Genomic DNA, 25,175 nt, shown 5'->3' with positions numbered 1-25,175 from the left:
GCCCCCGCCCCTGGCGCGATGCGCCTCTACGGGCTCCTGACGAATCATCGACCCTCACCACTCCTCTCTGCGCCGTCCGGCGCGGCTGCTCATCAGTCTGCCGGGTGAACACGAAGTCTCACTGAGGTTTTGTCGAGGAACCACGAAGCATTACGCCAAGTCGGGAAGCGGACCGGACCGGAACCGGCGATCCGCTTCCCGACGTCACCCGTATCTCCCGGCGCCCGCAGCTGGTGGACGTAGTGTTGCTGACACCACGGAGGTGTAACACGGAGGAGGACGGCGTGGACGGTCAGCCACAGGTGACGGACGTGGAAGCATTCACGGCCGGGATGCGCGGCAGCATCCTCTGGGTGAAGTGGAGCAGCAGCGCGACGGTCAGCGAGGACATGGCCGTGGCGCTCATCGAGCGAGCCGACCAGATCTGCCCGAACCTGTGTCCGCCGATGCTCGTGGAACTCAACGGGATGGTGTCCCTCGCCCGCGGCGCACTGCACTATTTTGCGACCGGTCTGAACATAGCGGCCCTGGCACTGGTGGGACCCTCGGCCGTCGATCGAACCCTGAGCCAGTACTTCAGGCAGGTGCACGAACCGCCCTTTCCCACCCGCCACTTCGAAGACCACGACGAGGCGCGCGCCTGGCTGACGAACCACCCGCACAGCGCCTGACGCTCCTGTTCCGACGGAAGACGCTCCGCGCATGCTCAGCGGTTGTTCCGCATTTTCCGCTGATTTCGCCCAAGTCCACGCCCTCGTGCATGTTCCGCTCAGGCTTGGTGCAGAAGAGCTGAAAGCAGCTCCGGATAGGGCGGGCGGCTTGCTACGTTCGGGTCGGCTTCATATCCGTTGAAGCCATCAGTAACCCCCAAGCAGTCTCAGGAGTTCTCATGTCTACTTCTCGTCCTACCAAAATCCTCGTCGTCGGCAGTGTGGCCGCCTTGGCTTTCGTTGGAGCCACAGGGGCTTCCGCCGCGGACGAAGTGACCGCCACCGTGACCCAGGGAGCCCGTACCGCCTCGTTCCTCAACGCTGCTCTGCCCGCCGTTTCCTCGAGCCACAGCGACCAGAACAGCGCGATTCCGATGACGCTGACAGTCGACGACAGCAGCGGCACCGGCGCGGGGTGGAGCGTCACCGCGAAGGTCTCGGACTTCTTGTACGACGGCGACTACAACGGCACCGACATCCCGGCGTCGAACTTCTCGATCGTGCCCGGCACGGTCAGCGCTCCCGACGGAGCCGTGGCCGTCCCCGGCGCCTCCGGTTCGCTGGACCAGCCGGTCACCGTCCTGACGGCCAGCAAGAGCGTCAACGGGGCCTTCAGTCAGGTGGTTCAGGGCACCCTGTCGGTCCCTGCGGACAGCTTCGCGGGTACTTACAAGGCCACGCTGACCACCACGATCAGCGCCGCTCCTTCCGGCAGCTGATCCGCCGGCACTGATCAAGACGACGGGGCCGGGACGGCCAACCCGGCCCCGTCGCCAGCAGCAGCATCGCCATTCGCCCGAAAGAAGCTAATCCCTCATGCCTCACGCACTCCGCGCGCGAACCACCGCGCTCCTCCTGGTCCTGGCTTTCCTTCCGCTTTCGCTGGCAGGACTTGTGTCGCCCCAGCCGGCACTGGCGACGGCGGATGCCGAGCAACAGCCCGTGGAGCTGAGCCTACGGCCGGCCGACCAGCCCGGTCCGTACTTCGCCCTGACGATGAGCCCTGGCGAGAGCCGGGAGCTTGCCGTCGAGCTCGGCAATCAGGGGACCGTGCCCATCGAGGCCCTCACCTACGCCGCTGACGCCTACACCGTCATCAACGGTGGGTTCGGGGCGAAGGAGCGCGGAAGCAGCCCGACCGGGACGACCGAGTGGGTGTCCTACCCTACGGAGGTCGTAGAACTACCGACCGAGCAGGGCATCACCCGTGCCTTCTCCGTCACCGTCCCTCCCGGGACCGAGCCCGGGCAGTACCTCACGAGCCTCGTGCTGGAGAACAACGTCGCGGTGGAGGGGTCGGGCGACGTAGCACTGGACCAGATCGTCCGGCAGGCCATCGCGGTATCCATCGAGGTTCCAGGGCCTTCCACTCCAGCGCTCGCGGTTCACGCAGCAAGCCACTCCCTGGCCGCGGAGCGGTCCGTCGTCGACGTGGCCATCGCCAATACCGGCAACACCAGCCTCATGCCGGCCGGCGAGCTGCTCGTCCGGGACGCGGACGGAACCATCGTCAGCCGGTCGGACGTGGCGATGGACGTCGTCTACGCCAGGACCTCCACCCAGGTCAGGACCACGCTCGCAGGGGCGCTCGAGCCCGGGGAGTACACCGCGACCCTCACGGTGACGGATGACGCCACGGCAACCGCCGCCACGGGCACGGACCTGCGGTTCACCGTCGCCGCCCCCGCATCGGCAGCGTCGACATCGACCGAGGCGGGCGAGCTTCCCCCCATCCTTCAGGACGAGGCAGGAGCGGGCGCAACCTCCTACTTCATCGGCGTCATAGCACTGCTCGCCGTCGTGATCATCGTCCTCCTCGTCCGCCGACGCACGCAGGCGTCACCAGCCGTATCCCGTCAGGGGTAGAGCCTTCGGCCGACAGAAGCACGGCAGCGAACCCCACCGCGGAACGACGACGGGGCGCCCGCTGCTGCGGACGCCCCGTCGTGTCGATCCGGAGTAGCTACTACTTCGTGAGGTCCACCCGGTAGGTGCTCGTGGCGGTACCGTCCTCACTCGTCACGGTGACGACGGCGGTGCGGTCCCCGCCCGAGGGCTGCGTCACGGTCGCCGTGGCGTACGGGTCCGCGGTGACAACCGAGACCGCTGGCACCTTGCCCCGAGCCGGCACCGAGTACTCCGTGACCGCGGGATCGAAGCCCTCGATCGGCGTACCGTCGAGACTGATCGACGCGAGGGCCACATCCGACGAGGCAGCCGGTACGGAGCCGAGCACCTCGATCTCGCTGACCACCATGTGCGTCTGCGAGCGGGCCGTCATGACCACCCGCACGTTCGACGCCGTCACGCTGGCGATCGGCAGCGTCACCGCAGGTGCGGGGGAGCCGCCGCGCACCGCGACCGGCCCGCCCTCGTTGGTCCACTGGCCGTTGGCGCCCTGGACCTGCAACTGCACGGTCTGCGCGTAGCTGTCCGAAGAGCCGTCGCGGAAGAAGTGCACGACGACGCCCCCGAGGGTCTGCGCCTTCGGCAGCGTGACCGTCAGCGTGTCGGCCGCGTTCTTGGTGCCGGAGCGCCAGTTGGACCACGCCTTGTCGCGGGTGTCGCCGTTGAACAGGCCGGCCGTGCCGTAGCCCGGCTCGGTGTAGGTCGCGCGGGCGGTGGTGCCGCCGTCGTCGGCCACGTTGTCCAGCGTGCCCTCGGTGACCTGGATGCGGACGGTCGCCGGGAGCGTGCCGCCGTTGCCGTCGTCGGCCGTGCCCGCCAGTTCGTACACTCCGGGGGCCGGGTAGGCGACGGCGGTGTTCCAGGTGACCGGACGCTCCACCGTTCCGCCCTGGCTGCCGACGGCAGTGACGGTGGCGGGCAGCGACGGCAGGCCGTTGACGACCGCCTTCGCCCGCGCCGGCTGCGTGGAGACGAGCGTGTCCACGGTGACGGAGAGCTCCACGGGGAACTGCGTGCCGGTGAGGTCGGTCGCGATGCCCTTGACCTTGACGGTGCCGGACTTCTTCCAGCGGTTGTCGTTCGGGACCTTCCACTCGACCGGGATCGCGCCGCGCGCGCCGTCGCGGTACACCGGTGTCACGGTCTCGGGTAGCACGGGTGCGATGCCGGGGACGGTGAACGCCGTGGCGTCCTGCACGGACAGCACGGTCTCGTCGATGAGCGTCCAGCGCTGGTTGGCGCCGGAGTTAGCGATGTACAGGGTCACGGCAGCACCCTCGGCCGCCGAGCCGCCGCCCACTTCGAGCAGCAGGCCGGTCTCGGCGTTCACGAACGTGTAGGTGCCGTCGCCGGTGGTCGAGGCGATCCACTCCGCGCGCGGGTTGGCTCCCGCAGGAGCGACGACGGCGGCGCCGCCCTCGTCCGCGAGCTGCGACGCGCCGTCGAGCGTGGTGATCGAGTAGCGCTCGCGGTTGGTGTTGTCCTCGCCCAGGCTCGTGAAGCGGAACAGCTGGCCGGCGTCGGCGGGATCGCTCGCGCTGATGACGGCGGTGGTGCCGGTCGGCTCGATCGACTTGCCGCTCTGCACGCCCTGCAGCCGGTACACGTGACCGTCCTGAATGGCGGCCGCGTCCTCGGCGATCCCGGAGACGCCTTCGACCACGAAGGTCGTGACGGACTCGGCGGGCGCGGTGACGACGGCGGAGCCGGCCTCGATCGCGACCGGAGTGCCCTCGACGAGCGCTCCGTTGGCGTCGCTGACCACGGGGGTCACGGTCGCGCCGGCGGCGACGGTCCCGAACTTCGAGAAGTCGAGGACCACGGGCTTGGCGTCGGTGGACTCGTTGATGTGGACGACGGCGGCACCGGTCTCCGTGATGGCGGCGGTGGTGTCGTCGTCGTTCACCTGGACCAGGCGGTCGCCGGGCCTGATGAAGTGCGTGTAGTTGCGCACGGTGTTGAACTTGGTGTTCGTGTAGATGGGGCAGCTCTCGAGCGTGTCCGCATTGGTGCAGTCGAACGGCATCTGGATGCTGCCCCAGTTGGCGCCGGCAGCGCTCTCGCCGCCGGGCTTCATGTTGTCGTAGTCCTCCACGGGCTGCCAGAACACCCAGGCGCTGGGCTCGAGCTCGCGGAGGTCATCGGCGATGCGCTTGGCCATGCCGAGGCCCGGTTCCATGCTCGTGAAGCTCTGGCCATTGCCCCAGGAACCCTCGACCTCGCTCATCCACAGCGGCTTGTCCTCGCCCTTGGCGATGTCCCTCACCGTGGTGCGCTGGCCGGTGCCGTAGGTGTGGACGTTGAGCTGGTCCACGAGGGCGCGGACGTCCTCGGGGTAGGTGTTCCAGTTGGTGGCGAACGTGCCCGGGTTGGTCTCGTCCATCGCCGAGATCGTCGCGTCGGTGCTGGCGGCGTCGAGCTTGGGTGCGAGGTTCCGGAGGACCTGCTGCTGGAGCTGCGGGCTGATGTGCGCGCCCTCCTGGCGTCCCCCGACCGGCTGGCCGCTCGCGTCGAGGCGCGTGCTCCAGTAGTTGGTGTTGGGCTCGTTGAACGGGTCGAGCGTGTCGACGGTGATGCCGTGGGCGTCCTCGAGTTCCTCGACCACGCGGACGAGGTAGGAGTTGAAGTCGTCGATGCTCTCGGTCTTCAGCTGGTCCGCGGTGGCGTTGAAACCGCCCGAAACGTAGCCGCTGACGGTCTGGAAGTAGGGCGGCGAGTTGCTGAACGCCTCCCAGTGCGTGATGTCCTGCTTGATGCGGTCGATCCACCAGCGCTGCGTGGCGTCCGCCTCGAGGTTCCAGTCGGTCGGGTCCTCGGGGTCGAACCAGTCGGTGTCCTCGCGCGTGGTCCCCTCGGGCGCCTTCCACCAGCCCTCGACGGCACCGCCCGGGCGCAGGTAGTCCTTGACGTCCGGCGCGTTGCCGCCGCCGATGTTGTAGCGCGCGATGTTGAGGTTGAGCCCCTCGGGCCCGAACACCAGCTCGGCGAGTCGGTTCCGGATCTCGTCGGGGTAGTCGCCGGTCGCGTTCGCGAACCACACGAGGCTCGTGCCCCAGCCCTCGAACTCCTCGCCCTGGTAGGAGGGGTCGGGCGTGAGGGTGAGGGCGCCGTCGGGCACGGCCGCAGGTGCGGGGGGTGCCGGGGGAACGGCCTGCGCCGCACCCCCGATGAGGGAGGCGGCAGCCAGGACGGCGGCCACCCCCACGGCGGCGGCCTGAGTGGCGCGCCTGGGTCGATTCGTCATTGAATATGTTCCTTCCAGCAAAGGGATGAACTGCAGGGGCACTGCTAAGTGGTGCGTCCCTTCCTCGAGAGCACGGCGACGGAGCGGGGAGCCAGCTTGGACTCCTCGCCCGTGAGGGTGTCGCCGTCGACGCCGGCGATGTCCACCGGTTCGTCGGTGCGGTTGATGAGGAAGACGTAGTCGGCGTCGTCGTCGGTGCGCAGCACCTGCTCGACGGCGCCGCGGAGATCGGCGGGAAGCTCGCTCTCGATCCCGGCGCGGGCGGCGAGGTCCGCGAGAACGGGTTCGATGCCTGCCGCGCCGAGGCGCGCGCCGACGTAGGCGGCGCTGCCTGCTCCGGGGTCGGAGGAGACCGTGCGGCGCGTGACGGCGGCATCGCCGGTGTGCTCACCCGAGGTGTAGCGGGCGAGGACCTCGACGCCGTCGGCGCGAGGCAGCACGCGGTCGGCCCAGAGGGTCGCGGTGGTGCCGTTGTCCAGCTGCACGGTCTCGCCGTCGAGCAGGGGCCCGAATTCGTCGATGCGCACGCCGAGGAGGTCCGCCAGGGCGCCGGGGTAGCCGCCGAGCCAGATGTGGTCGTTCTCGTCGGTGATGCCGCTGAAGTAGCTGGCTACGAGGTGCCCGCCGCCGGTCACGTACTCCTCGAGGCGCGCCTTCAGGCCCGCGGGGACGGAATGGAGGATGGGCGCTACGACGAGCCCGTAGCCGCTCAAGTCGGTGGCGGAGGGGACGACGTCGGCGCGGATGCCGAGCGCGAGGAACGCCGAGTACCAGTCGAGAGCCTCCTGCTTGTAGCGCAGGCGGTCGGAGGGGTGGGAGTCCTGCTCCGAGGCCCACCAGGAGTTCCAGTCGAAGAGGATCGCGGCCGGCGCCTTGCTGCGGCGGGATCCGACGACGGCGGAGAGCTCGCCGAGTTCACGGCCGAGGTCGACGACGCCGCGGAAGATCGGGCTGTCTTCGCCGGCGTGGGGGACCATCGCGGAGTGGAACTTCTCGGCGCCGGCCTTGGACTGCCGCCACTGGAAGAAGCAGACGGCGTCGGCCCCGTGAGCCACGTGCGTGAGGGAGTCGCGGCGCAGTGCCCCTGATTTCTTCGGGGTGTTGATGGGCTGCCAGTTCACGGCGCTCGTGGAGTGCTCCATGAGGAACCAGGGCTTGCCGGCGGCGATGTTACCGGTCAGGTTCGCGGAGAAGGAGAGCTCGTCCACGGCCTGCGAGCCGGGCACGAAGTAGTGGTCGTTGGAGACGAAGTCCACCTCGGCGGCCCAGTCGGCGTAGTCCATGCCCTTGGTCTCGCCCATGACCATGAAGTTGGTGGTGACGGGGATGTCCGGCGTGATGCGGTGCAGGGTGTCGCGTTCCTCGCGCAGGTACTGCTTCAGGGCGTCGGAGGAGAACCGCTTGAAGTCGAGCTGCTGCGTGGGGTTCGGGTGCGAGGCGGCCTGGCGCGGGGGCAAGATCTGCTCGAACCGCGTGTAGCGCTGGGACCAGAAGTCAGTGCCCCAGGCGTCGTTGAGCGCGTCGATGCTGCCGTAGCGCTCGGTGAGCCAGGTGCGGAAGGCGCGGGCGGCGTCGTCGGAGTAGTCGTAGATGTTGTGGCAGCCGAGCTCGTTGGAGACGTGCCACGCGCAGACCGCGGGGTGGTCCTTGTAGCGTTCGGCCATCGCGCTCACGAGGTTCAGCGCGTGCTCGCGGAAGACGGGGCTGGTGGGGCGCCAGTGCTGGCGCGCGCCGGGCCAGAGGGTGCCGCCGTCGGCCGTCACGGGCAGGATCTCGGGGTGCTCGGTGGCGAGCCACGGCGGCGGCGAGGCGGTGGCGGTCGCGAGGTCGACGGCGATGCCGTTGGCGTGCAGCAGGTCGATGATCTCGTCGAGCCAGGCGAAGTTCCAAGTGTTCCGCTCGGGCTGGAGGCGGGCCCAGGAGAAGATCGCCAGCGACACCACGTTGACGCCGGCTTCGCGCATGAGCCGTACGTCCTCGTCCCACGTCTCGCGCGGCCACTGCTCCGGGTTGTAGTCGGCGCCGAAGGCCATGCGCTTGCGATTCGGCTCGGACGGCCAGCGCAGCCAGCGGTGGGTGGTGGGTGTTGACACGGTACAGCTCCTTGAGGCGATTTCGTGAGGCGTTCAATGCAGGGGCGGTGCTCCCGCTGCCCGTTCGGTGCAGCGGGGTACGGCGGGGATGGAGCGGGCCGGGCGGGTGCGCGAGCTCCCGCCCGGCCCGGGTCTGGTCGAGCTGCTGGTACTACTCCGAGACGGTGAAGCCCTGCTCGGAGCCGTACTTGATGCTGGCGTCCTGCCAGCTCTTGAGGCCCTCGGTCAGCGGGGTGTCCGAGACGTAGGCCTGGCCGGCGGTGTCGTTGAAGATGCTGTTGGCGTACGCCTGGAAGGGCAGGTAGGACCAGCCTTCGGGAACGTTGCGGGCGGATTCGGCGAAGATCTGGTTGGCCTGCTGGCCGCCGAAGTACTCGAACTCGGCGTTGAGGAACTCCTCCGATTCGAGGGCCGCCGCGGTCGCGGGGAATGCGCCGCCGTCGATCCTGGTCTGCACGCCGTCGCCCACGTTCGCGTAGTCGAGGAAGGCGTACGCGAGGGCGCCCTTCTCACTCGCGGTCGGGATGGTCAGCGAGCTGCCGCCGTTCTCGGCACTCGCGGTCCCGCCCTCTTCCCACTGGGGGAGTGGTGCCGCGCGCCACTTGCCGGACGCCGCGGGGACGCCGGAGGTGAAGTTGCCGGGCATCCAGGCGCCGGTGGCCAGGGTGGCGATGGTGCCGTTGCCGAGGCCCTGGTACCACTCGTCGCTCCAGGAGGTGATGGGCGAGAGGAGGTCCTCGTCGAGCAGCTGCTGCCAGGTCTCGGCGAACTTGGTGGAGCCCTCGTCGGAGAAGTCGATGGTGACGTCGGTGCCGTCCACCTTGTAGGGCTGGCCGCCTGCCTGCCAGATGAGGCTCGTGGTGAGGCCGGCGTCGCCCGTGTCATTGGCGATGTAGATGCTGGGGTCCGCGGCGTGGAGCGCGCGGGCTGCCTCGACGTACTCGTCCCACGTGGTGGGGACCTCGACGCCGTGCTTCTCGAACACCTCGGTGTTGTAGTACAGGGCCATGGGCCCGGAGTCCATGGGGAGGCCGTAGATGCCCTCGCCCGCCTGGACGGAGCTCCACGGGCCGGGGTTGAAGGTGTCGGCGAGGTCACCGGCACCGTAGCCGGTGAGGTCCTTGACGGACTCGGCCAGGGCGAACTGGGGAAGCGCGAAGTACTCGATCTGCGCGACGTCGGGCACGCCCGAGCCGGCCGCGACCGCGTTCTGCAGCGCGGTGTACTGGTCGTTTCCGGTGCCGGCGTTCACGAGGTCGATGTTCACGTTCGGGTGCTCGGCCTCGAAGTCCTCGACGACCTTCTCGAGAGTGGGCTCCCAGGCCCAGATGGTGAGGTCGCCACCCTCCTCGAGGGCTGCCTGGACGTCGTCGGCGCTGACCTCTTCGGGTGCGGCGCCGCCGGCGTCGTTCCCGCCGCCACCGCAAGCGGTGAGGGTGAGGGCTGCCGCGAGGGCGAGTGCCGAACCGCGCAGCACCGCCGGGGAGATTTTGCTCTTCATGGGGTTCCTTTTCACTTCATTGTTTTTCGGAAGGGGTAACGGGAGGGGATTACTCTTTGACGGCGCCCGCGCTCAGGCCGGACTGCCAGTAGCGCTGCAGCAGCAGGAACGCCGCGATCAGCGGCAGGATGGTGAGGAGCGAGCCGGTGATGACGAGGTTGAAGATCGCCTCGCCACCCGCCGTCGACGCCTGAGCGTTCCAGGCGTTCAGGCCCAGGGTCAGCGGGTACCAGGCCGGGTCCTTGAGCATGATCAGCGGCAGGAAGTAGTTGTTCCACGTGGCGACCATGGTGAACAGCAGCACCGTGACGATGCCCGGGCCCAGCAGTGGCAGGCAGATCTGGAAGAACGTGCGGAACTCGCCGGCGCCGTCCATGCGGGCCGATTCCAGCAGTTCGGTGGGGATCGCCTCGGAGGCGAACGTCCACATCAGGTACAGGCCGAACGGCGAGATGAGGGACGGGATGATCACCGACCACGGGGTGTTGGTGAGGCCCATCTCGCTGAACATGAGGAAGGTGGGGACTGCCAGGGCGGTGCCGGGAACGGCCACCGCACCGATGACGACGGCGAACACGGCCTTCTTGCCCGGGAAGTTGAACTTCGCGAGAGCGTACCCGCCGAGGACGGCGAGGAACGTCGCTCCGCCGGCGCCCAGCACCACGTACAGCACGGTGTTGAGGAACCAGCGGCCGAAGATACCGCCGTCGTACGTGAGGGTGTCGCCGATGTTGCCGAACAGGGCGAAGTCGCCGCTGAACCACAGGCCGAACGAGGTGAAGAGATCGGCCTGGGTCTTGGAGGAGTTGATGAACAGCCAAACCAGCGGGATGAGGCTGTAGATGAGGACGATGCCGGTGAGGACGGTCAGCAGGAGGCTGCGCTTCGGATTGTCCACGCCGCGGCGCGTGCTCTTCATACGAACGTAGCCGGGCTTCTGCTTCTGGTGGTCCTTGCGGGTATGGGCGGGTTCGACGGCGACGCTCATGGTCAGCTCTCCTTCCGCATGCCGCGCAGCTGGACTGCGTAGGCGATGACCATGGTGATGACGCCCATGATGATGGCCACGGTGGCGGAGTAGTTGTACTGCTGGCCGGAGAAGCTCAGCGAGTAGGCGTAGAGGTTGGGGGTGAAGTACGTGGAGATGGAGTTCGGCGCGAGACTCTGCAGGATGGCCGGCTCGTTGAAGAGCTGGAAGCTGCCGATCACCGAGAAGATCGCCGCGACCACGAGGGCTCCGCGGATTGCGGGGAGCTTGATGGCGGTGACGAGGCGGAACCGGCTGGCGCCGTCGATCTCCGCGGCCTCGTACAGGGACTTCGGGATCACGCGGAGCGCCGAGTAGAAAATCAGCATGTTGTAGCCGATGAACTCCCACGTGACGATGTTGCCGATCGAGGCGAGGATCAGGTCGGGGGAGAGAGGGTTCGGCAGGTTGGTGCCGAGCGCGCTGTTGATGTTGCCCACGAGGCCGAACCGCGTGCCGTACATGAAGCCCCACATGAGGCTGGCGACGACGGCGGGAACGGCATACGGCAGGAAGATCGAGATCCGGAAGAAGGACTTCCCGTAGAGCCTGCCGCTGTCCAAAGCCAGGGCCACGAGCAGGGCGATCAGCAGCATCACCGGCACCTGCACCGCGAGGAACAGCGTCACGCGGAGGAGCGAGGACCAGAACTGGGAGTCCTGCAGCGCCTGGGAGTAGTTGGCGAGGCCAACGAAGCCGTTGCCACCCACGAGCTGGTTGCGGAAGAAGCTGAGCCAGATCGAGTAGGCGATGGGTGCGAGGAAGACGACCGCGAAGACCGCCATGAAGGGGCCGATGAAGAGCCAGCCGGACCAGGATCGCTTCTGGGTGCGCTTCTGCGCTCGCTTCGCGGGCTTGGGCTGCGTGCCGAGCACGGCCGGTGGTGGTGACGCCGTCGTCATGGGTGGTTCCTTCTGACTCTATCGATGATGTTTGCGCAAACATAGCAGAACGGGAAGCGGCATGTTTACGCAAACATTGTTGTTACGATGGTCACATGTCCTCCACGCCGCGTCAACACCTCGTCCGTGAGGAGCGGCGTGTGTCCATGTCCGACGTCGCCCGTTTGGCCGGCGTCTCGGCGCAGACGGTGTCCCGGGTCTCCAACGGCAGCCCGGGCGTGGTCGAGGCAACGCGACAGCAGGTCATTCGGGCCATGGATGAACTGGGGTACCGACCCAACAGCGCCGCGCGGGCGCTTAAGCGGGGGAGCTTCCGGACGATCGGCGTCCTGCTCTTCACGCTCTCGACCACCGGCAACGTCCGCACCCTGGAAGCGATTGCCGCGAGGGCCGCCGAGGAGGATTACGTCATCACGCTGATCCCCGTGTCCGCGCCGACGCAGGCCGGAGTGCGGGGAGCGTTCTCGCGGCTGAACGAGCTGGCGGTGGACGCGATCATCGTGGTGATGGAGGTACACCTGCTCGATGCCGCGACGGTGCCGCTGCCGCCGGGCGTGCACGCCGTGGTGGTCGATTCCAACGCGAGCGACGGCTACAGCGTGATCGACACGGACCAGGCCGACGGCGCCCAGAAGGCTGTGGAGCACCTGCTGGACCTGGGGCACGAGACCGTGTGGCACGTGGCGGGGCCGTCGGAGTCCTTCGCCGCTGAACGGCGCGTCAACGCGTGGCGTCAGACTCTCGCTGCTCGTGGCTGCGAGGAGCCTCCGCTGCTACGGGGGGACTGGTCTGCGGACTCGGGCTACCTTGCGGGGCTGACGCTGGCGGAGTCGGACTGCACCGCGGTGTTCGCTGCGAACGACCAGATGGCACTGGGGATCCTGCGGGCGTTCCACGAGAAGGGCGTCCGGGTGCCACAGGATGTCTCGATCGTCGGATTCGATGACATACCGGACAGCACCTCCTTCAGCCCACCCCTGACGACGGTGCACCAGGACTTCGCGGAGCTGGGCCGGCGCTGCGTGGACAAGGTGCTGAAGCAGATGCGGGACAACTCGACGGAGCCGGGGCGGGAACTCGTGCCGACGCGGCTGGTGGTGCGGGAGAGTACTGCGGCGTTGGTTACCTAGTCGCTAGCTCTTTACCTAGTCGCCAGCTCTTTGGAGCGGCCCTGTCTCGTCACGGTGTCTCGCAAAGAAAGAGTTGCACAACGGACACCTAGGGCTCAGGCCCACAGGGCAGACAAAACTGGCTCGTCATGCACCTTATTAGTCACCACGCGCGATGCGTTCGCGCCACCATGCCGGTATCGATTCATCACGGCGCCGAAATCGCTGCAGCTCGAGGGCGTAGTCCTGGGTGCTTATGTCAATGTCGAAATGTGGCCTGTCGTCAAAGTTGTAGTCGACGTCGAGGCCGCCGAAGGACGAGATGTTCAGTGTCAGGGACAGCCAGGTGCCTGTCCCCGCTACATGGCCAACCGTTTTCAGGCGCTTCAGTGGTCTATACACAGCCGCAGCCGCAGGGATGCTGCGCTCTTCCTTCCCGTTCCGCAGTGCGAGGAGTTCGTAGGACATGACGTTTCCTATGGCCCATGCTCTGAAACGCAAGCTGCTCCATCCTGGCTGAACGCTGCCTTCGACCGCTCGAGCGATGGACACCAGCAGGTCGGCCTCATCCTGCCCACCTCCAGGCTGCGAGGCCGTCGGCGACGGAATACCCGCGGCGATGGCAGCGACGCGAGCCTGGACGTGTACCGGGTCCACTTGTGTGCCCGGGAAGTGTTCCCGCTTGGCCGGGTCGATGTCATTGCTGAGTTTCGCAATCGGCTCTGTCAGCTGGAAATCGCCGGAGTGCCAGGAGTGCATCTGACGCTGGTAGATGCGCGACGCGAGGTCTTCCGCGATGTTCTGTGAAAGTTGGCCTGCGTCACGCAGGCGGAGGATCTCACTGGCTACCAGCTGAGCCTCGTCGGCGAAAGGACTGGTGTTTTCCAGGACCCGGGTCACCACCAGGAGCAGCTGGTCTGCCGGCAGCGCGGCCATCGTGTCGTCACTCATTCCCGTACCCCCTGTTCCTGGACATCTGAACGTAGCCAATCCTGCCCTACCGGCTGAGTAGCGCCGGGACTGTCGGTGGTCAGTAGAAAACGTGCACTGGTACCTGACGTCCGAGAGTCGGTGCCGCACCCAGTGTCGCCCGACTACGCCGTTTCTTGCTCGTGGTGACGACGCCTGTTGAGCATCTGGCCTCACAGTTCCAAACTCTTCTCGTCCAGCTCTCTGATTGCGTGCACAGCACGGCTCAGCAGCAAGTTGCAGCATGGGTACCTCCCGCCCGATCTTGGACGTCTGCTGGGTGATGGTTCTCTCGGTGAATACTCATGACCAGCCTGCTGAGGATGGCCTACCCGATCCCTTTGGGCTTGTAGGCCACCTCGCCCTGCCTGTCAGCCACTCGTGATGGGTCAGGCGGGGGTGATGATGACCTTGCCTGTGATGCGGCCGGTGGTTGCTTCGGCATGTAGGGCTGGCAGTTCCGGGAGTGTGATCCTGCGGGTTACCTCGACGTTCAGTGAGCCCTCGTCGACGAGTGACACGAGCTGCGCAAGGCGGTCCTGGTTGCGCAGGACGAACACGGTCTTCGCCTCGACGCGTCGGCTGTCATCCCCGGGCGTTGCCATGAAGGCTGTTGTGCTCACGACCGACCCGCCGTCGCCCACAGCGGCGACGTACGCGGCGAATTGCTCCGGCTCGATCGGTGCGAGGTTCAGCAGCACGTCGACCTGCCCGTGAAGGGCGCCGAGGAGATCGGTGTCCGTGTGGTCGATGATCTGGTCCGCGCCCGCTGCCCGAACGGCATCAATGCTGCGCGGGCTGGCCGTCGCAATGACCTCCACGCCTGCCCGCTTGGCGAGCTGGATAGCGTACTTCCCCACGACACCTCCTGCGCCGACGATCAACACGCGCTGACCAGCCTGTAGCCCGCCCTCGTCGAACAACGCCTGCCAGGCAGTCAGCGCCACCGACGGCAGCGCCGCGGCATCGGCCAGCGGAATACTCCTCGGAGCTGCCACAACAGCATCTGCTGGGGTGACCACATACTCGGCCGCCCCACCATCGCGCTCCATTGGCAGGAAGGCAATCACCGGGTCGCCTACCGTGAGGCCTTCAACATCTTCACCAACGGAGTCGATCGTTCCGGAGACGTCGTACCCGGGAACATGCGGCATTTCGATCGGAATGGGCAGGAAACCGGTTCGCATGCCGTTATCAGCGGCGTTGAATGCCGACGCCGCAACACGCAGCCGCACTTCACCCGCAGACGGTGTCGGCTGCTGGATCTCCGTGTACTCAAGGACCTCGGGACCGCCGACCTGCTGGAACTGAATTGCCTTCATGATCTAACCCTTCATCTGATGACTCGTTCGATGCTTCGACTTCGAAGCAGATACCAACAACATACACCGTTTCGAGTTCGAAGCAAACCCCTATGATGGATTCATGACTGAACAGCCCAATTCCCTGACGCCGACACAGCTGCGCGCGTACTTCGCCCTGTCGGAGGTGAGCAGTCTCCTGCGTCCCGCGGTCGAGAAGCAGCTTCGTGATGTCGGGGCTCTGAGCTACGTCCAGTTCCAACTCCTGGCTCGTCTGGGCGATGCCGCCGACGGTCGCTCACGGATGACGGACCTCGCCGATGGTGTGGTCTACAGCCGCAGTGGGCTGACCTATCAGGCGCAGTTGCTCGAGGAGCGCGGCCTGATTGCCCGCTCTCCCTCGCCAGACGATGAACGCAGCACCATCGTCGCCATCACCGCCGCCGGCAGGGACGTACTCCAGGCGGTATTTCCCGGTCACATCGAAGCCGTCCGCGAACTCCTCTTCACTCCGCTCACCGATGACGATGCCGGCGAACTCGCGCGCATCCTCGGACAGGTCAGCACACACCTCCGCTCAGCCCCGCCCCGCTCAGCCACCCGACGACAGAAGGCATAGTTCCCTCGAAATCTCATAAGGGCCTCGTCAGGGCATCGTGCTCGTACGCCTGCCAGCCGGAAGCGTCTTTGGTGTAGCCACTTCCTCGGTATCGGCAGCCCCCTTCGCCGGCCGCCTTCGGCGATCTTCCATGGGCAGGCTGATAACGAGAATCCCGGTAAGAAGTAGCACACTGCCAAGCATCATGAAGGGCGTCATGGACTCGCCTAGAACGAGGACACCCAGCAGTGCCGCCGTCAGGGGTTCAACCAGACTGAGCGTGCCGGCCACAGTCGCGGATATAAGATTCAGCCCCCGCCCGAAGAGGAGATAAGCGGCAGCTGTGCCGATCACGCCGATCCAGGCTACGAAAAGCAGCGTGTTGGGTTCGAGTAGATGTTCGGATCGCCAGACAATCAATGGCGCCAGGAGCATGCCACCGATGACGAGGGTGATGGCGATAGTGGCGGTTGGGGCAATCCCTGTGTTGATGAATCGTTTGGCCGAGACGGTATAGGCGCCGTAGCAGCAACCGCTCACGACAGCGAATACGACGCCCATAGCATCGACCCGCACTTCCCCCGATGGGGCAAGAATCAGCGCGCATCCAAGGACTGCTGCAAGCGTTCCGATGAGCCATCGCCTGTCCGGCTTCTGGCCTGCCCACCACCAAGCGAAAAGACCTGTCGCAAAAGGGGCAAACCCCAAAGCGACAGTCGTCCCGATCGCAGCCCCTGTGAGTTCCACCGCATACAAGAACGTCGCCTGGTACATGGCGGTCGACATTGCGGCAGCCAGAACCCACGGCCAGGTATCCCTCTTCGCAAGCGCCCGCCAGGGCACCCGGCGCAATGCAGGAAGCGACAGAACAGCCCCACCTACAAGAAGCCGCAGAGCGCCGAGGGCACCCGGATCAGCCTCCGTGCCCGATAATACTTGAGCTGGACCGACGGTTCCCCAGATGGCTGCGGCAAGCAGAACGAGGACTACGCCTACAGTGTTTCGTTCGGACAACATGCTCTGAAGCTAGAATAGAATTTTACTTGGGCGCAAACGGCAGAATTACCGACTGCCTAGCGCTCCTAAAACCGCATTTTGTTTCCGCTACCCCTTCAGGGTAGACCCGGGACCGTACTAAATTCGGCACGCGAAACGAGGAGCTCAGTTGCTGGATGAGACCGATCAGACCATCGTGACCTTGCTGCAGAAGGACGGGCGGACGACTAACCGGCGGCTTGCTGACGCAACCGGGATCGCCCCGTCGACCGCAATCCAACGCGTGAACTCTCTGCATTCACGTGGCATCATCACCGGTTATCACGCTCAGGTAGACCTGGCGGCGATCGGAAGACCGGTCCAGGCACTGATTGCGATCAGTATTCACCCTCCGTCCCGAACCAACATCGAGAACTTCAGGGACTGGGTATCGGCCCTGCCGGAAACGATCGGGGTCTTCGTCACCTCGGGCGCCCAGGACTTCCTTGTGCACGTCGCCGTCGAGGACACGGACGGACTCTACGCGTTCGTCATCGACAGGCTGACAGAGCGACCGGAGGTCGCCAATGTCAACACCAGTGTTGTGTACGCTCACCTCCAACCACTCCCCATTCACCTTCCAACCGGCCCGAAGGTGTAGCGAGGAACAGGTCCACCTTCAGTATGACCACCGAGTAGCGGCGTGATCGAAGGGGACTCTGACGCCGACACATGCAGGCACCGCGTGCCGGTGCGGGGGGGGGCGAACGCCCAGCAGTAGCAGTAACCGGCCTTGGTCGTACACCTGAAGGTGACATGCCAAGCTGAAGAGATGGCAGACACCACGTGCTAGCAGAAAATTGATCGGCGGAAGTTTGTGAGGGCAGCACCTAGAACAGCGGCCAGGGCACCGCCGGCATCTCCCCGTGCGGAGGCGGGAACCTCCCGGTCGCTCGCAGTGCTGCGCAACGAGCAGCGAGCGACGCAATCTCCTCGGCGGTGAGCAGCTCCGCAAACTCACGACCGAGCGACCCCTGCAATCCGTCGCGGATACGATCAATGCCTTCGAGCTCCTCGGCTGTCAATGCGTCGCCCACCCACCCCCACAGCACCGTCCGCAGTTTGTGCTCGCCGTGGAAGGTGAGCCCGTGGTCCACGCCGTACCGGCGCCCGTCACCCATAGCGAGGATGTGGTCACCCTTGCGGTCCGCGTTGTTGACGATCACGTCGAACACCGCCATGCGTCTTAGCGCCGGGGTGTCCTCGTGGATGAGGGCGACCATCCGACCCTTCTCGTCCTGACCTTCGAGGACCTGCTTCCAGCCGCTCTCAGGCACGTCGTCCGCGGCGGCGAGGTCCACCGCGTTCTGGTCGGGGTCCGTCTCCTGCCAGAGCTGCACCATGCCCGGACCGAACGGGCCCTCACGGAGCCAGGTGCGCGGCACGATGTTCCAGCCGAGAACCTCCGAGACGAGGTAGGCGGCCACCTCGCGGTGCGCCAGCTGGCCGTCGGGGAAGTCCCACAGCGGCTTCTCGCCCTTGATCGGCTTGTACACGACCGCGGTGTCACCGATGCTGCCCAGGAAGGTGGCGTTCGACGCCGTCGTGATGCGGCCGGTCAGCGTCAGCTCGGCGGTCACCAGATCGGGCGCCGGCATCAGACCTCGGGAATGGTGCAGGTGTGTCCGTCGGCGTCGATGGGCTGGCCACAGATCACGCAGATCGGACGCCCGGCGCCCACGATCTCCCGCGTGCGCTTCGCGAAGGCCCGCGCGGTCCCGACCGGCATGCGCACGCGCAGCACCTCGGCCGCTTCCGCGTCCTCATCCTCGGGGAACACCTCGTCCTCGGTCTCGAGATCGGTGATCGGGTACGCCTCGATGACGATCTGCGCCGTCGTGGGATCCCAGCCCAGGCTCATGACCCCGGTGCGGAACTGCTCCTCGACCGGCTCGAGCTGGTCATTGTCGACGAGTTCGATGGGAGTGCTCGCGGGAACGCTAAAGGGGTTGCCGTCGAGGGTGATGAGCTGGTCGAGGATCTCGTCGATCTTCTCGGCGAGCTGCGCCGACTGCTGCTTCTCCATGGCGATGCTGACGATCTGCTTCCCCGTGCGCACCTGCAGGTAGAACGTGCGCTGCCCCGGAACGCCGATGGTGCCGACGACGACGCGATCAGGCCAGGCGAACTCGTGAACAGTTGTAGGCATGGGTTTATTTTAGGCTCAACGGGCCGGTGGCGCCGTGTGCCCTGCGCCACCGCCCACCGTGGCATCGGCGGAGGAGGCGCTGGCGGCCAGCCAGGACAGGTCCCCGGCGTCGGTGTTGGTCGCGTATACGCTCGGGCGGCTCGAGCCATAGTGCACGATCGACACGGATGCGGGACCCACCGCGATGCGCTGGAACAGGTCGAGGTGCATGCCGAACGCGTCGGCGAGGATCGATTTGATGATGTCACCGTGGCTCACCGCCACCCACACGGCCCCGGGCCCGTGCTCGGCTTCGAGAGCTGCATCGCGGCGCCGGATCGCGGCCACCGACCGAGCCTGCATCGTGGCCATGGATTCGCCACCGGGAAAGGTGACGGCGGACGGCTGCGACTGCACCACCGACCACAGGCCCTCGGTTGCGAGGTCAGTGAGCGTGCGGCCCTGCCACTGGCCGTAGTCGCACTCGGTGAGGTCGTCGTCGAGCAGTGACGGGGGCGTCCCGCCCTGGCGGTCGAGGATGAACTGCGCGGTCTGCCTGCACCTTTCCAACGGGCTGGACACGACCCCGACGACGGGCACCGCGGCGATCCGCGCTCCGGTGGCGGCCGCCTGGTCGCGGCCGACGTCGTCGAGGCTCACGCCGGGCGTACGGCCGGCCAGCAGACCGGACGCATTCGCTGTGGTGCGGCCGTGCCGCACGAGGATCACTGTCGCCATCCACCCAGCCTAGCCACCCGCCCGACGGCGTCGGGTGCAGCACCTCGGGAACGGGGACAGCCGAGCGTCCGTTAAGCTGGATGTATCAAGGGGAGTACTCCCGACTGCGATTGACCCGTCACTACGGATGCACCGTTGCATCCCGGGCAATCGGTTCCGGTTCCGTCCGGGCGGAGGAGACCTTGGCGCCTATGCCCGACGCCTACCCTTGGGAGCACACTTCATGCAGGTCACACCCCTGATCTGGTTGATCACGCTTGCCGTGACGATCGCCTTCTTCGTCTACGAATTCTTCGCGCACGTGCGCAAACCCCACGAACCGACCATCGCCGAATCCGCACGCTGGTCCGCGTTCTACATCGGCCTCGCCCTGCTGTTCGGCGTGGGGATCGGCGTCGTCTCGGGCTGGAGGTTCGGCGGCGAGTACTTCGCCGGCTACCTCACCGAGAAGGCCCTGTCGATCGACAACCTGTTCGTCTTCCTTATCGTGATGACCGGCTTCGCGGTCCCGAAGAAGTACCAGCAGAAGGTGCTGATGATCGGTATCATCATCGCCCTGGTCCTCCGCGGCGGGTTCATCGCCATCGGTGCGGGACTGATCGAGAACTTCTCCTGGATCTTCTACATCTTCGGCGCCCTGCTGCTCTTCCTCGCCTACAGGCAGGCGTTCGGCAGCCACGACGCCAACCCGGCCGACGGCAGGTTCATGCGGCTCGTCCGCCGCGTGCTGCCCGTCACCGACGAGTACCACGAGGACAAGCTAACCGTGAAGAAGGGCGGCACGCGCTTCGTCACGCCGATGCTCCTCACGATCATCGCGATCGGCTTCGTGGACCTCATCTTCGCCGTCGACTCTATTCCAGCGATCTACGGCCTCACCAATGAGGCGTACATCGTCTTCACGGCCAACGCCTTCGCGCTCATGGGCCTGCGCCAGCTGTTCTTCCTCATCGGCGGACTGCTCGAACGCCTTGTCTACCTCGCCCAGGGGCTCGCGGTCATCCTCGCGTTCATCGGCGTGAAGCTCGTCTTCCACGCCCTGCACGTCAACGAGCTGGCCTTCATCAACGGCGGTCAGCCGCTCCTCTGGGTCCCGGAGATCCCCATCTGGTTTTCGTTGCTCTTCATCGGCGCGACCATCGCCGTCGCCACCGTCGCGAGCCTGCTCAGGACCCGGGGCGACGACGCCAGGAACGACCGCGGGCAGGTGGAGGGCGGAGCCGTGACCACCGCGGACTCCTAGGAACGGACCGACGATCCCGAGTCCGACGAGACCCGGAGCTCGACGGCAGGATCCTCCCGGTAGGACTCTCCGCTCATCCTGGGGAAGGCACCGGCCGGCGCCGGTGCCTTCCCTAGGTGTTCTGCCGTCCGTCCGAACTTCCCGGCTGCGGCTCCGTGAACGACCGCTCCCCGTGCACGGCCAGCTCCGCGAGCACAGCCTGCGGATCGCCCGCCTCGATCAGCTCCAGCAGGAACCGGTGCCGGGCCACGTGGTCCACGAGGTTCTCGTGGTAGTGCTCCCGTACGTACAGGTTCCGTGCCATGCAGAGCAGCAGTTGCTGCTGCACCGAGGCGTAGGTGGTTTCCAGCCTGCGGTGCCCTGCCAGGGCGACGATGGACGCATGGAAGGCGTACCCCCGCTCCACGAGCGTTGCCCTGTCCTCGCGCCGCGCGCAGTCCTCCATCTGTTCGAGGGCATGCCGGCAGCGCTCGAGCCTGTACGGGTCCGACACGGGCACGCCGAGTTCCACCGCGAGCTTCTCGAGGGCGGAGCGCAGGGTCAGGATCTCGAACACATCCTGGTCCGTGAGGGTGGCGACGATGGAGCCCTGACGTGGACGCGTCTCGATGAGCCCCTCCTGGGACAGGATGCGCAGCGCCTCGCGCAGCGGCGGCCTGCTGATACCCAACTCCTCGGTCAGGCGTTCCTCGATGAGGCGGTCACCCGGGCCGAGTGACCCGGACAGGATCTGCTTGCGGATGGCCTCGGCCGCGAGGTCGACGAGGCTCGAGGACTTGATGCGGCCGGAGGCCGACGGGGCGGAGGCACTGGTGGACGTGACCACGGGGGATCCTCCATCGGGGGTTGAGGGTGAGGCGTTCCGACCATTATGCCGGCAGCCCTTGTCTTATGTCGACTGAATGCTGTAGACAATATGCAAGCGAAAAAGTGACACGGGTCACTGAAGCGAATCCCGGCAGCAGATCGATGACAGGTCGCTGCGCGACAACTGTTCCCGAAGAAGCGAAAGGTGTCCCATGACGACGCTCACCAACAGCACGGCCCCCGACTACGAGAAGGCCGATCCCGAGAACCTCAACAGCCTGTACAAGCACCTCCGCGTGGCGGACGTCGCCGACGCCCTCGACGGCATCGGCTACTTCGACATCAACCTCATGGACCCCGCCATCCACCCCCTCTGGTACGGCATGAAGTTCTGGGGGCATGCTGCAACCATCCGCTGCGTGCCGTCCAACAAGCCCATGTGGAAGCTGGACTCGACCCAGGACATCGTCGAGGCCCACCGCATCTGGTTCGAGAAGCACGGCCACAAGAAGCTCCCGGCGGACCTGCGGCCCGGTCACGTGATCGTCATGGACTCCGGCGGAGGCCGCGAAGTGGGCTTCTGGGGCTCCGAGAACGTCATGGCCGCCGTCGGCGCAGGCGCAGCGGGCATCATCACGGACGGCTACTGCCGCGACACCGGCGAGGTGACCCTCCAGCGCAACCCCATCTGTGTCCGGGAACGCGGACGCACCATCATCCCGGGCCGCATCGAGGTCGTTGAGGTCCAAACGACCATCGCCTGCGGCGGAGTGCAGGTCCAGCCCGAGGACATCGTCGGCTGCGACGACGACGGCATCATCGTCGTCCCCGCCGCCGTAGCCCACGAAGTGGCGACCCACGCCCGCGCGATCCTGCTGGCGGACATGCACGCCCGCACGAAGCTGTACAAGGCGCAGGGCCGGCCGAAGGACAGCTCCGTCGACATCGACGCCGTCGTCGCCTACTACGAAGGCCTGTAACTCCCCATCACTGTCAGTCAGTGGTGCCGGGCCCGCCCGGCACCACTGCAACGCTTCCGGAGGAAGTATGGCAACGAAGCCACGCACCACAACGATCGGCCTCGCCGGACTCGGGAACCTCGGCCTGCCGATGGCACACGCCCTGCTCGACGACGGCTGGCCCCTCACCGTCTTCGACCCGGCGCCGGACAAAGCCCGATCCTGTGTGGACGCCGGCGCGAAGAGCGCTGAGTCCGTCGAGGAGCTCGCGTCCGCGGACGTCCTCGTGCTCGTGGTTCCGGACGACGCCGCCGTGGAGTCCATCCTGCTGGGGGAGCGGGGGTACTTCGCCACCAGCACCGACGGAGCGGTGATCGTCCACAGCACCATCCTCCCGGCGTCGGCGCAGTCCCTCGCCGCGGCGGCCAGGGAGCACGGGACGCGGTTCATCGACGCTCCGGTCAGCGGAGGATCGGCCAGGGCGCGCAAGGGCGACCTGACGGTGTTCGTGGGAGCGGAGCGCGAGGACTTCGACGCCGTCGAGGACGTGGTGCGTGCCGTCGGCAGCGAGGTCCTGCTGGCGGGTGCTCCGGGCACCGGAGCGGCCACCAAGCTGGCCAACCAGATGATGATGTTCTCCGCGCTCGCCGGTGCCCACGAGGCGCTGGACGTGGCCGGAAAGTACGGGGTAGCTCCCGAGACGGTGCTCAAGGCCGTGGCCACGTCCACCGGAGCGTCATGGGTGGCCGCCAACTGGGGGTTCTTCGACGACACGGCGGCCGCGTACTCCGCGGGTGGAACAGCGGTCAAGGACAGGCCCTGGAGCAAGGACCTCTTCGAATTCCTCACCGCTGCACGGACAGCAGAAACCTCCGCCCCTTTCGCAGCCCTCCTGAGCCAGCTGCTGCCGGATTACGTCGAGTCCCATGCGCGGGACGCAGCGGCCGGCGAGGGACACGACCACGACGGGAAGGACAACGATGACTGACGTCACCAGAACCGCACAGGCCGCCCTCCTGGACACGCCGCCGCTCGCCGGCGGTCCGTCCGACGGCGGGGGCACCGGCACGAAGCGCCGGACGGCGTCCCGCCGGTCAGGTTCACGGCGGGAGGCGTGGGTCGCCTTCGGGTTCCTGTCGCCCTGGATCGTCGGGCTCCTGCTGCTGACCATCGGCCCGATGCTCTACTCCCTGTACCTGTCCTTCACGAGGTACGACCTCCTCTCGCCGCCGGTCTGGGCCGGCTTCGCGAACTACGAACGCATGCTGGCGGCCGATCCCCGGTTCATCGACTCCGTCCAGGTGACCTTCCTGTACGTCGTCGTCTCGGTGCCGGCCGTGCTGGTCGCCTCCCTCGGCGTCGCCCTGATCCTCAACCAGGGCATGAAGGCGCTGTCCGTGTACCGCGCGGCGTTCTACCTTCCCTCCCTGATTGGCGGCAGTGTCGCCATCGCGCTCCTCTGGCGCCAGGTCTTCGGGCAGGAGGGCATCTTCAACCAGGTGCTGGCGGTCTTCGGGATCCAGGGGCAGAGCTGGATCGGCAACCCCAACAGCGCGCTGTACACGCTCGTGGTCCTCAACGTCTGGACCTTCGGCTCCACCATGATCATCTTCCTGGCAGGGCTGCGGCAGGTGCCGCGTGAGCTGCACGAGGCGGCGTCCGTGGACGGGGCCAACGTCTTCCGCCGCTTCCGCCACGTCACGCTGCCACTGCTGACGCCGCTGATCTTCTTCAACATCCTGATGACGACGATCAACGCCTTCCAGGCATTCACCCCCGCGTACGTCATCAGCAACGGCAGTGGCGGTCCGCTGAACTCGACCCTGTTCTACACCCTCTACCTCTACCAGCGCGGCTTCGCCAACCTCGAGATGGGGTACGCATCCGCCATGGCATGGGCACTGGTCGTGGTGCTCGGAATCTTCACCGCCCTCCTGTTCGCATCGGCCCGGTACTGGGTCCACTACGGAGACGAACGATGACCACCTACGCACCCGCTCCCCGGAAGCCCCTGTTCGGCCGCACGATGTCCCGCAACAGGATGGTGCTCGCCATCGCGAGGCACTTCACGATGATCGTCGTCCTGATCGTCATCCTCTACCCCCTGCTGTGGATGGTGGGAGCATCCTTCCGGCCGGCCAACGAGACGTTCAACACCCTCAGCCTCTGGCCGGGCAACTTCACCCTGGACAACTACGTGGACGGCTGGACCCTCGGGTCCTTCACCTTTTCGCGGTACTTCTTCAACTCGCTCCTGATCACCCTGCTGTCCGTGGTGGGCAACGTCATCGCCTGCGCCCTGGCGGCCTACGCCTTCGCCCGGCTCGAGTTCCCGTTCAAGCGGACGCTCTTCGCGGTCATGCTCGGCACGATGCTGCTGCCGTACCACGTGACCCTCGTCCCGCAGTACGTGCTCTTCAACGAACTGGCCTGGATCAACACGATCCTGCCGCTGACGGTGCCGAAGTTCCTCGCGACGGATGCGTTCTTCATCTTCCTGATGGTCCAGTTCATGCGCACCCTTCCCCGCGAACTGGATGACGCAGCACGGCTGGACGGCTGCGGCCACGTCGGGATCTTCCGCCGGATCATCCTGCCGCTGTCCATCCCGGCGCTCGGCACGACGGCGCTGTTCACGTTCATCAATACCTGGAACGACTTCCTCGGCCCGCTGCTCTACCTCAACCGCCCGGAGCTCTGGACGGTCACCCAGGGCCTCAACAGCTTCCTGGACGCGACCGGGCAGTCCTCGTTCGGACCCCTCTTCGCCATGGCGACGCTCTCACTGGCGCCCGTTGTCGGCTTCTTCTTCGCCGCACAGCGACTGCTCATCGAGGGCATCGCCACCAGCGGACTCAAATAGCACCGCCGGCCCGTCCCATTTTCGCCGGAACCACCGATCA

At 66.5% G+C, this 25,175-nt stretch carries 23 protein-coding genes; 11 read left to right on the top strand and 12 right to left on the bottom strand.

The genetic code is table 11. From position 1 onward, the window contains the following. Positions 1-284: 284 nt before the first annotated feature. From FDK12_RS03975 to FDK12_RS03965, 3 genes are all read left to right on the top strand, one after another. Positions 285-671 (top strand): STAS/SEC14 domain-containing protein, encoded by a 387-nt coding sequence (locus FDK12_RS03975; RefSeq protein WP_137368364.1) that lies wholly within the window; start codon positions 285-287, stop codon positions 669-671. A gap of 218 nt (positions 672-889) precedes the next feature. Next, a complete protein-coding gene (locus FDK12_RS03970) occupies positions 890-1,429 on the top strand; it encodes a WxL domain-containing protein (RefSeq protein WP_137368363.1) in 540 nt (179 codons plus the stop codon). Between the two features lie 97 nt (positions 1,430-1,526). Further along, positions 1,527-2,576, top strand: a complete 1,050-nt coding sequence (locus FDK12_RS03965; RefSeq protein WP_137368362.1) for a WxL protein peptidoglycan domain-containing protein — start codon at positions 1,527-1,529, stop codon at positions 2,574-2,576. Between the two features lie 100 nt (positions 2,577-2,676). Here FDK12_RS03965 and FDK12_RS03960 read toward each other — a convergent pair whose 3' ends face one another. The 5 genes from FDK12_RS03960 to FDK12_RS03940 form a co-directional block, all read right to left on the bottom strand. Then, on the bottom strand, positions 2,677-5,862 hold the full coding sequence (locus FDK12_RS03960; protein ID WP_137368361.1) for a glycoside hydrolase: 3,186 nt from the start codon (positions 5,860-5,862) through the stop codon (positions 2,677-2,679). Positions 5,863-5,906: 44 nt separating this feature from the next. Continuing rightward, a complete protein-coding gene (locus FDK12_RS03955) occupies positions 5,907-7,955 on the bottom strand; it encodes a beta-galactosidase (RefSeq protein ID WP_223263079.1) in 2,049 nt (682 codons plus the stop codon). 151 nt (positions 7,956-8,106) lie between these two features. Continuing rightward, positions 8,107-9,456 carry an ABC transporter substrate-binding protein gene (locus FDK12_RS03950; RefSeq protein WP_137368360.1) on the bottom strand — a complete coding sequence of 450 codons (1,350 nt, stop codon included), beginning with the start codon at positions 9,454-9,456 and terminating at the stop codon, positions 8,107-8,109. A gap of 49 nt (positions 9,457-9,505) precedes the next feature. Then, positions 9,506-10,375 carry a carbohydrate ABC transporter permease gene (locus tag FDK12_RS03945; RefSeq protein ID WP_223263127.1) on the bottom strand — a complete coding sequence of 290 codons (870 nt, stop codon included), beginning with the start codon at positions 10,373-10,375 and terminating at the stop codon, positions 9,506-9,508. Between the two features lie 71 nt (positions 10,376-10,446). Beyond that, on the bottom strand, positions 10,447-11,385 hold the full coding sequence (locus FDK12_RS03940; RefSeq protein ID WP_137368358.1) for a carbohydrate ABC transporter permease: 939 nt from the start codon (positions 11,383-11,385) through the stop codon (positions 10,447-10,449). Between the two features lie 95 nt (positions 11,386-11,480). On the opposite strand from FDK12_RS03940, the gene FDK12_RS03935 reads away from it, so the two are divergent. Then, positions 11,481-12,515 (top strand): LacI family DNA-binding transcriptional regulator, encoded by a 1,035-nt coding sequence (locus tag FDK12_RS03935; RefSeq protein ID WP_223263078.1) that lies wholly within the window; start codon positions 11,481-11,483, stop codon positions 12,513-12,515. A gap of 138 nt (positions 12,516-12,653) precedes the next feature. On the opposite strand, the gene FDK12_RS03930 is transcribed toward FDK12_RS03935, so the two are convergent. Both FDK12_RS03930 and FDK12_RS03925 read right to left on the bottom strand, forming a co-directional pair. Continuing rightward, positions 12,654-13,445 (bottom strand): hypothetical protein, encoded by a 792-nt coding sequence (locus FDK12_RS03930; RefSeq protein WP_137368357.1) that lies wholly within the window; start codon positions 13,443-13,445, stop codon positions 12,654-12,656. 407 nt (positions 13,446-13,852) lie between these two features. Then, the gene (locus FDK12_RS03925; protein WP_137368356.1) at positions 13,853-14,785 is read right to left on the bottom strand and encodes an NADP-dependent oxidoreductase; all 933 of its coding nucleotides are present in this window, start codon (positions 14,783-14,785) and stop codon (positions 13,853-13,855) included. A 103-nt stretch (positions 14,786-14,888) separates the two neighbouring features. Between FDK12_RS03925 and FDK12_RS03920 the strand changes: the two genes are divergently transcribed. Beyond that, positions 14,889-15,383 (top strand): MarR family winged helix-turn-helix transcriptional regulator, encoded by a 495-nt coding sequence (locus FDK12_RS03920; RefSeq protein WP_137368355.1) that lies wholly within the window; start codon positions 14,889-14,891, stop codon positions 15,381-15,383. A gap of 27 nt (positions 15,384-15,410) precedes the next feature. Here FDK12_RS03920 and FDK12_RS03915 read toward each other — a convergent pair whose 3' ends face one another. Beyond that, complete coding sequence (locus tag FDK12_RS03915) at positions 15,411-16,379, bottom strand: DMT family transporter (RefSeq protein WP_137368354.1); 969 nt, start codon at positions 16,377-16,379, stop codon at positions 15,411-15,413. 148 nt (positions 16,380-16,527) lie between these two features. On the opposite strand from FDK12_RS03915, the gene FDK12_RS03910 reads away from it, so the two are divergent. Further along, positions 16,528-16,998 (top strand): Lrp/AsnC family transcriptional regulator, encoded by a 471-nt coding sequence (locus FDK12_RS03910; RefSeq protein ID WP_223263077.1) that lies wholly within the window; start codon positions 16,528-16,530, stop codon positions 16,996-16,998. 229 nt (positions 16,999-17,227) lie between these two features. On the opposite strand, the gene FDK12_RS03905 is transcribed toward FDK12_RS03910, so the two are convergent. The 3 genes from FDK12_RS03905 to FDK12_RS03895 are packed head-to-tail and all read right to left on the bottom strand — an operon-like array spanning position 17,228 to position 19,263. Further along, positions 17,228-17,995 (bottom strand): SCO1664 family protein, encoded by a 768-nt coding sequence (locus FDK12_RS03905; RefSeq protein ID WP_137368353.1) that lies wholly within the window; start codon positions 17,993-17,995, stop codon positions 17,228-17,230. Next, positions 17,995-18,546, bottom strand: a complete 552-nt coding sequence (locus FDK12_RS03900; RefSeq protein ID WP_137368352.1) for a DUF3090 domain-containing protein — start codon at positions 18,544-18,546, stop codon at positions 17,995-17,997. The genes FDK12_RS03905 and FDK12_RS03900 overlap by 1 nt, the downstream gene beginning before the upstream one ends. 15 nt (positions 18,547-18,561) lie before the next feature. Continuing rightward, positions 18,562-19,263, bottom strand: a complete 702-nt coding sequence (locus tag FDK12_RS03895; RefSeq protein ID WP_137368351.1) for an MSMEG_4193 family putative phosphomutase — start codon at positions 19,261-19,263, stop codon at positions 18,562-18,564. Positions 19,264-19,486: 223 nt separating this feature from the next. Between FDK12_RS03895 and FDK12_RS03890 the strand changes: the two genes are divergently transcribed. Then, positions 19,487-20,506, top strand: coding sequence for a TerC family protein (locus FDK12_RS03890; RefSeq protein ID WP_137368350.1), 1,020 nt, complete (start codon positions 19,487-19,489; stop codon positions 20,504-20,506). 112 nt (positions 20,507-20,618) lie between these two features. Here FDK12_RS03890 and FDK12_RS03885 read toward each other — a convergent pair whose 3' ends face one another. Then, entirely contained in the window at positions 20,619-21,332 is a 714-nt protein-coding gene (locus FDK12_RS03885; RefSeq protein ID WP_137368349.1) for a GntR family transcriptional regulator, read from the bottom strand. A gap of 193 nt (positions 21,333-21,525) precedes the next feature. Here FDK12_RS03885 and FDK12_RS03880 point away from each other — a divergent pair, with 193 nt between their 5' ends. The 4 genes from FDK12_RS03880 (at position 21,526) to FDK12_RS03865 (ending at position 25,135) form a co-directional block, all read left to right on the top strand. Beyond that, positions 21,526-22,293 carry an RraA family protein gene (locus FDK12_RS03880; RefSeq protein WP_104116725.1) on the top strand — a complete coding sequence of 256 codons (768 nt, stop codon included), beginning with the start codon at positions 21,526-21,528 and terminating at the stop codon, positions 22,291-22,293. A gap of 67 nt (positions 22,294-22,360) precedes the next feature. Further along, complete coding sequence (locus tag FDK12_RS03875; protein ID WP_137368348.1) at positions 22,361-23,260, top strand: NAD(P)-dependent oxidoreductase; 900 nt, start codon at positions 22,361-22,363, stop codon at positions 23,258-23,260. Beyond that, a complete protein-coding gene (locus FDK12_RS03870) occupies positions 23,253-24,254 on the top strand; it encodes a carbohydrate ABC transporter permease (RefSeq protein ID WP_104116727.1) in 1,002 nt (333 codons plus the stop codon). Before FDK12_RS03875 ends, FDK12_RS03870 begins: the two co-directional genes overlap by 8 nt. Beyond that, entirely contained in the window at positions 24,251-25,135 is an 885-nt protein-coding gene (locus tag FDK12_RS03865) for a carbohydrate ABC transporter permease (protein ID WP_137368347.1), read from the top strand. The genes FDK12_RS03870 and FDK12_RS03865 overlap by 4 nt, the downstream gene beginning before the upstream one ends. Positions 25,136-25,175 lie beyond the last annotated feature (40 nt).

Origin of the sequence: Arthrobacter sp. NamB2 (genome assembly GCF_005281365.1) — a bacterium.
GTDB lineage: Bacteria > Actinomycetota > Actinomycetes > Actinomycetales > Micrococcaceae > Arthrobacter_D.
The sequence above is the reverse complement of the archived record's forward strand: the minus strand, read 5'-3'. Positions and strand labels throughout refer to the sequence as shown.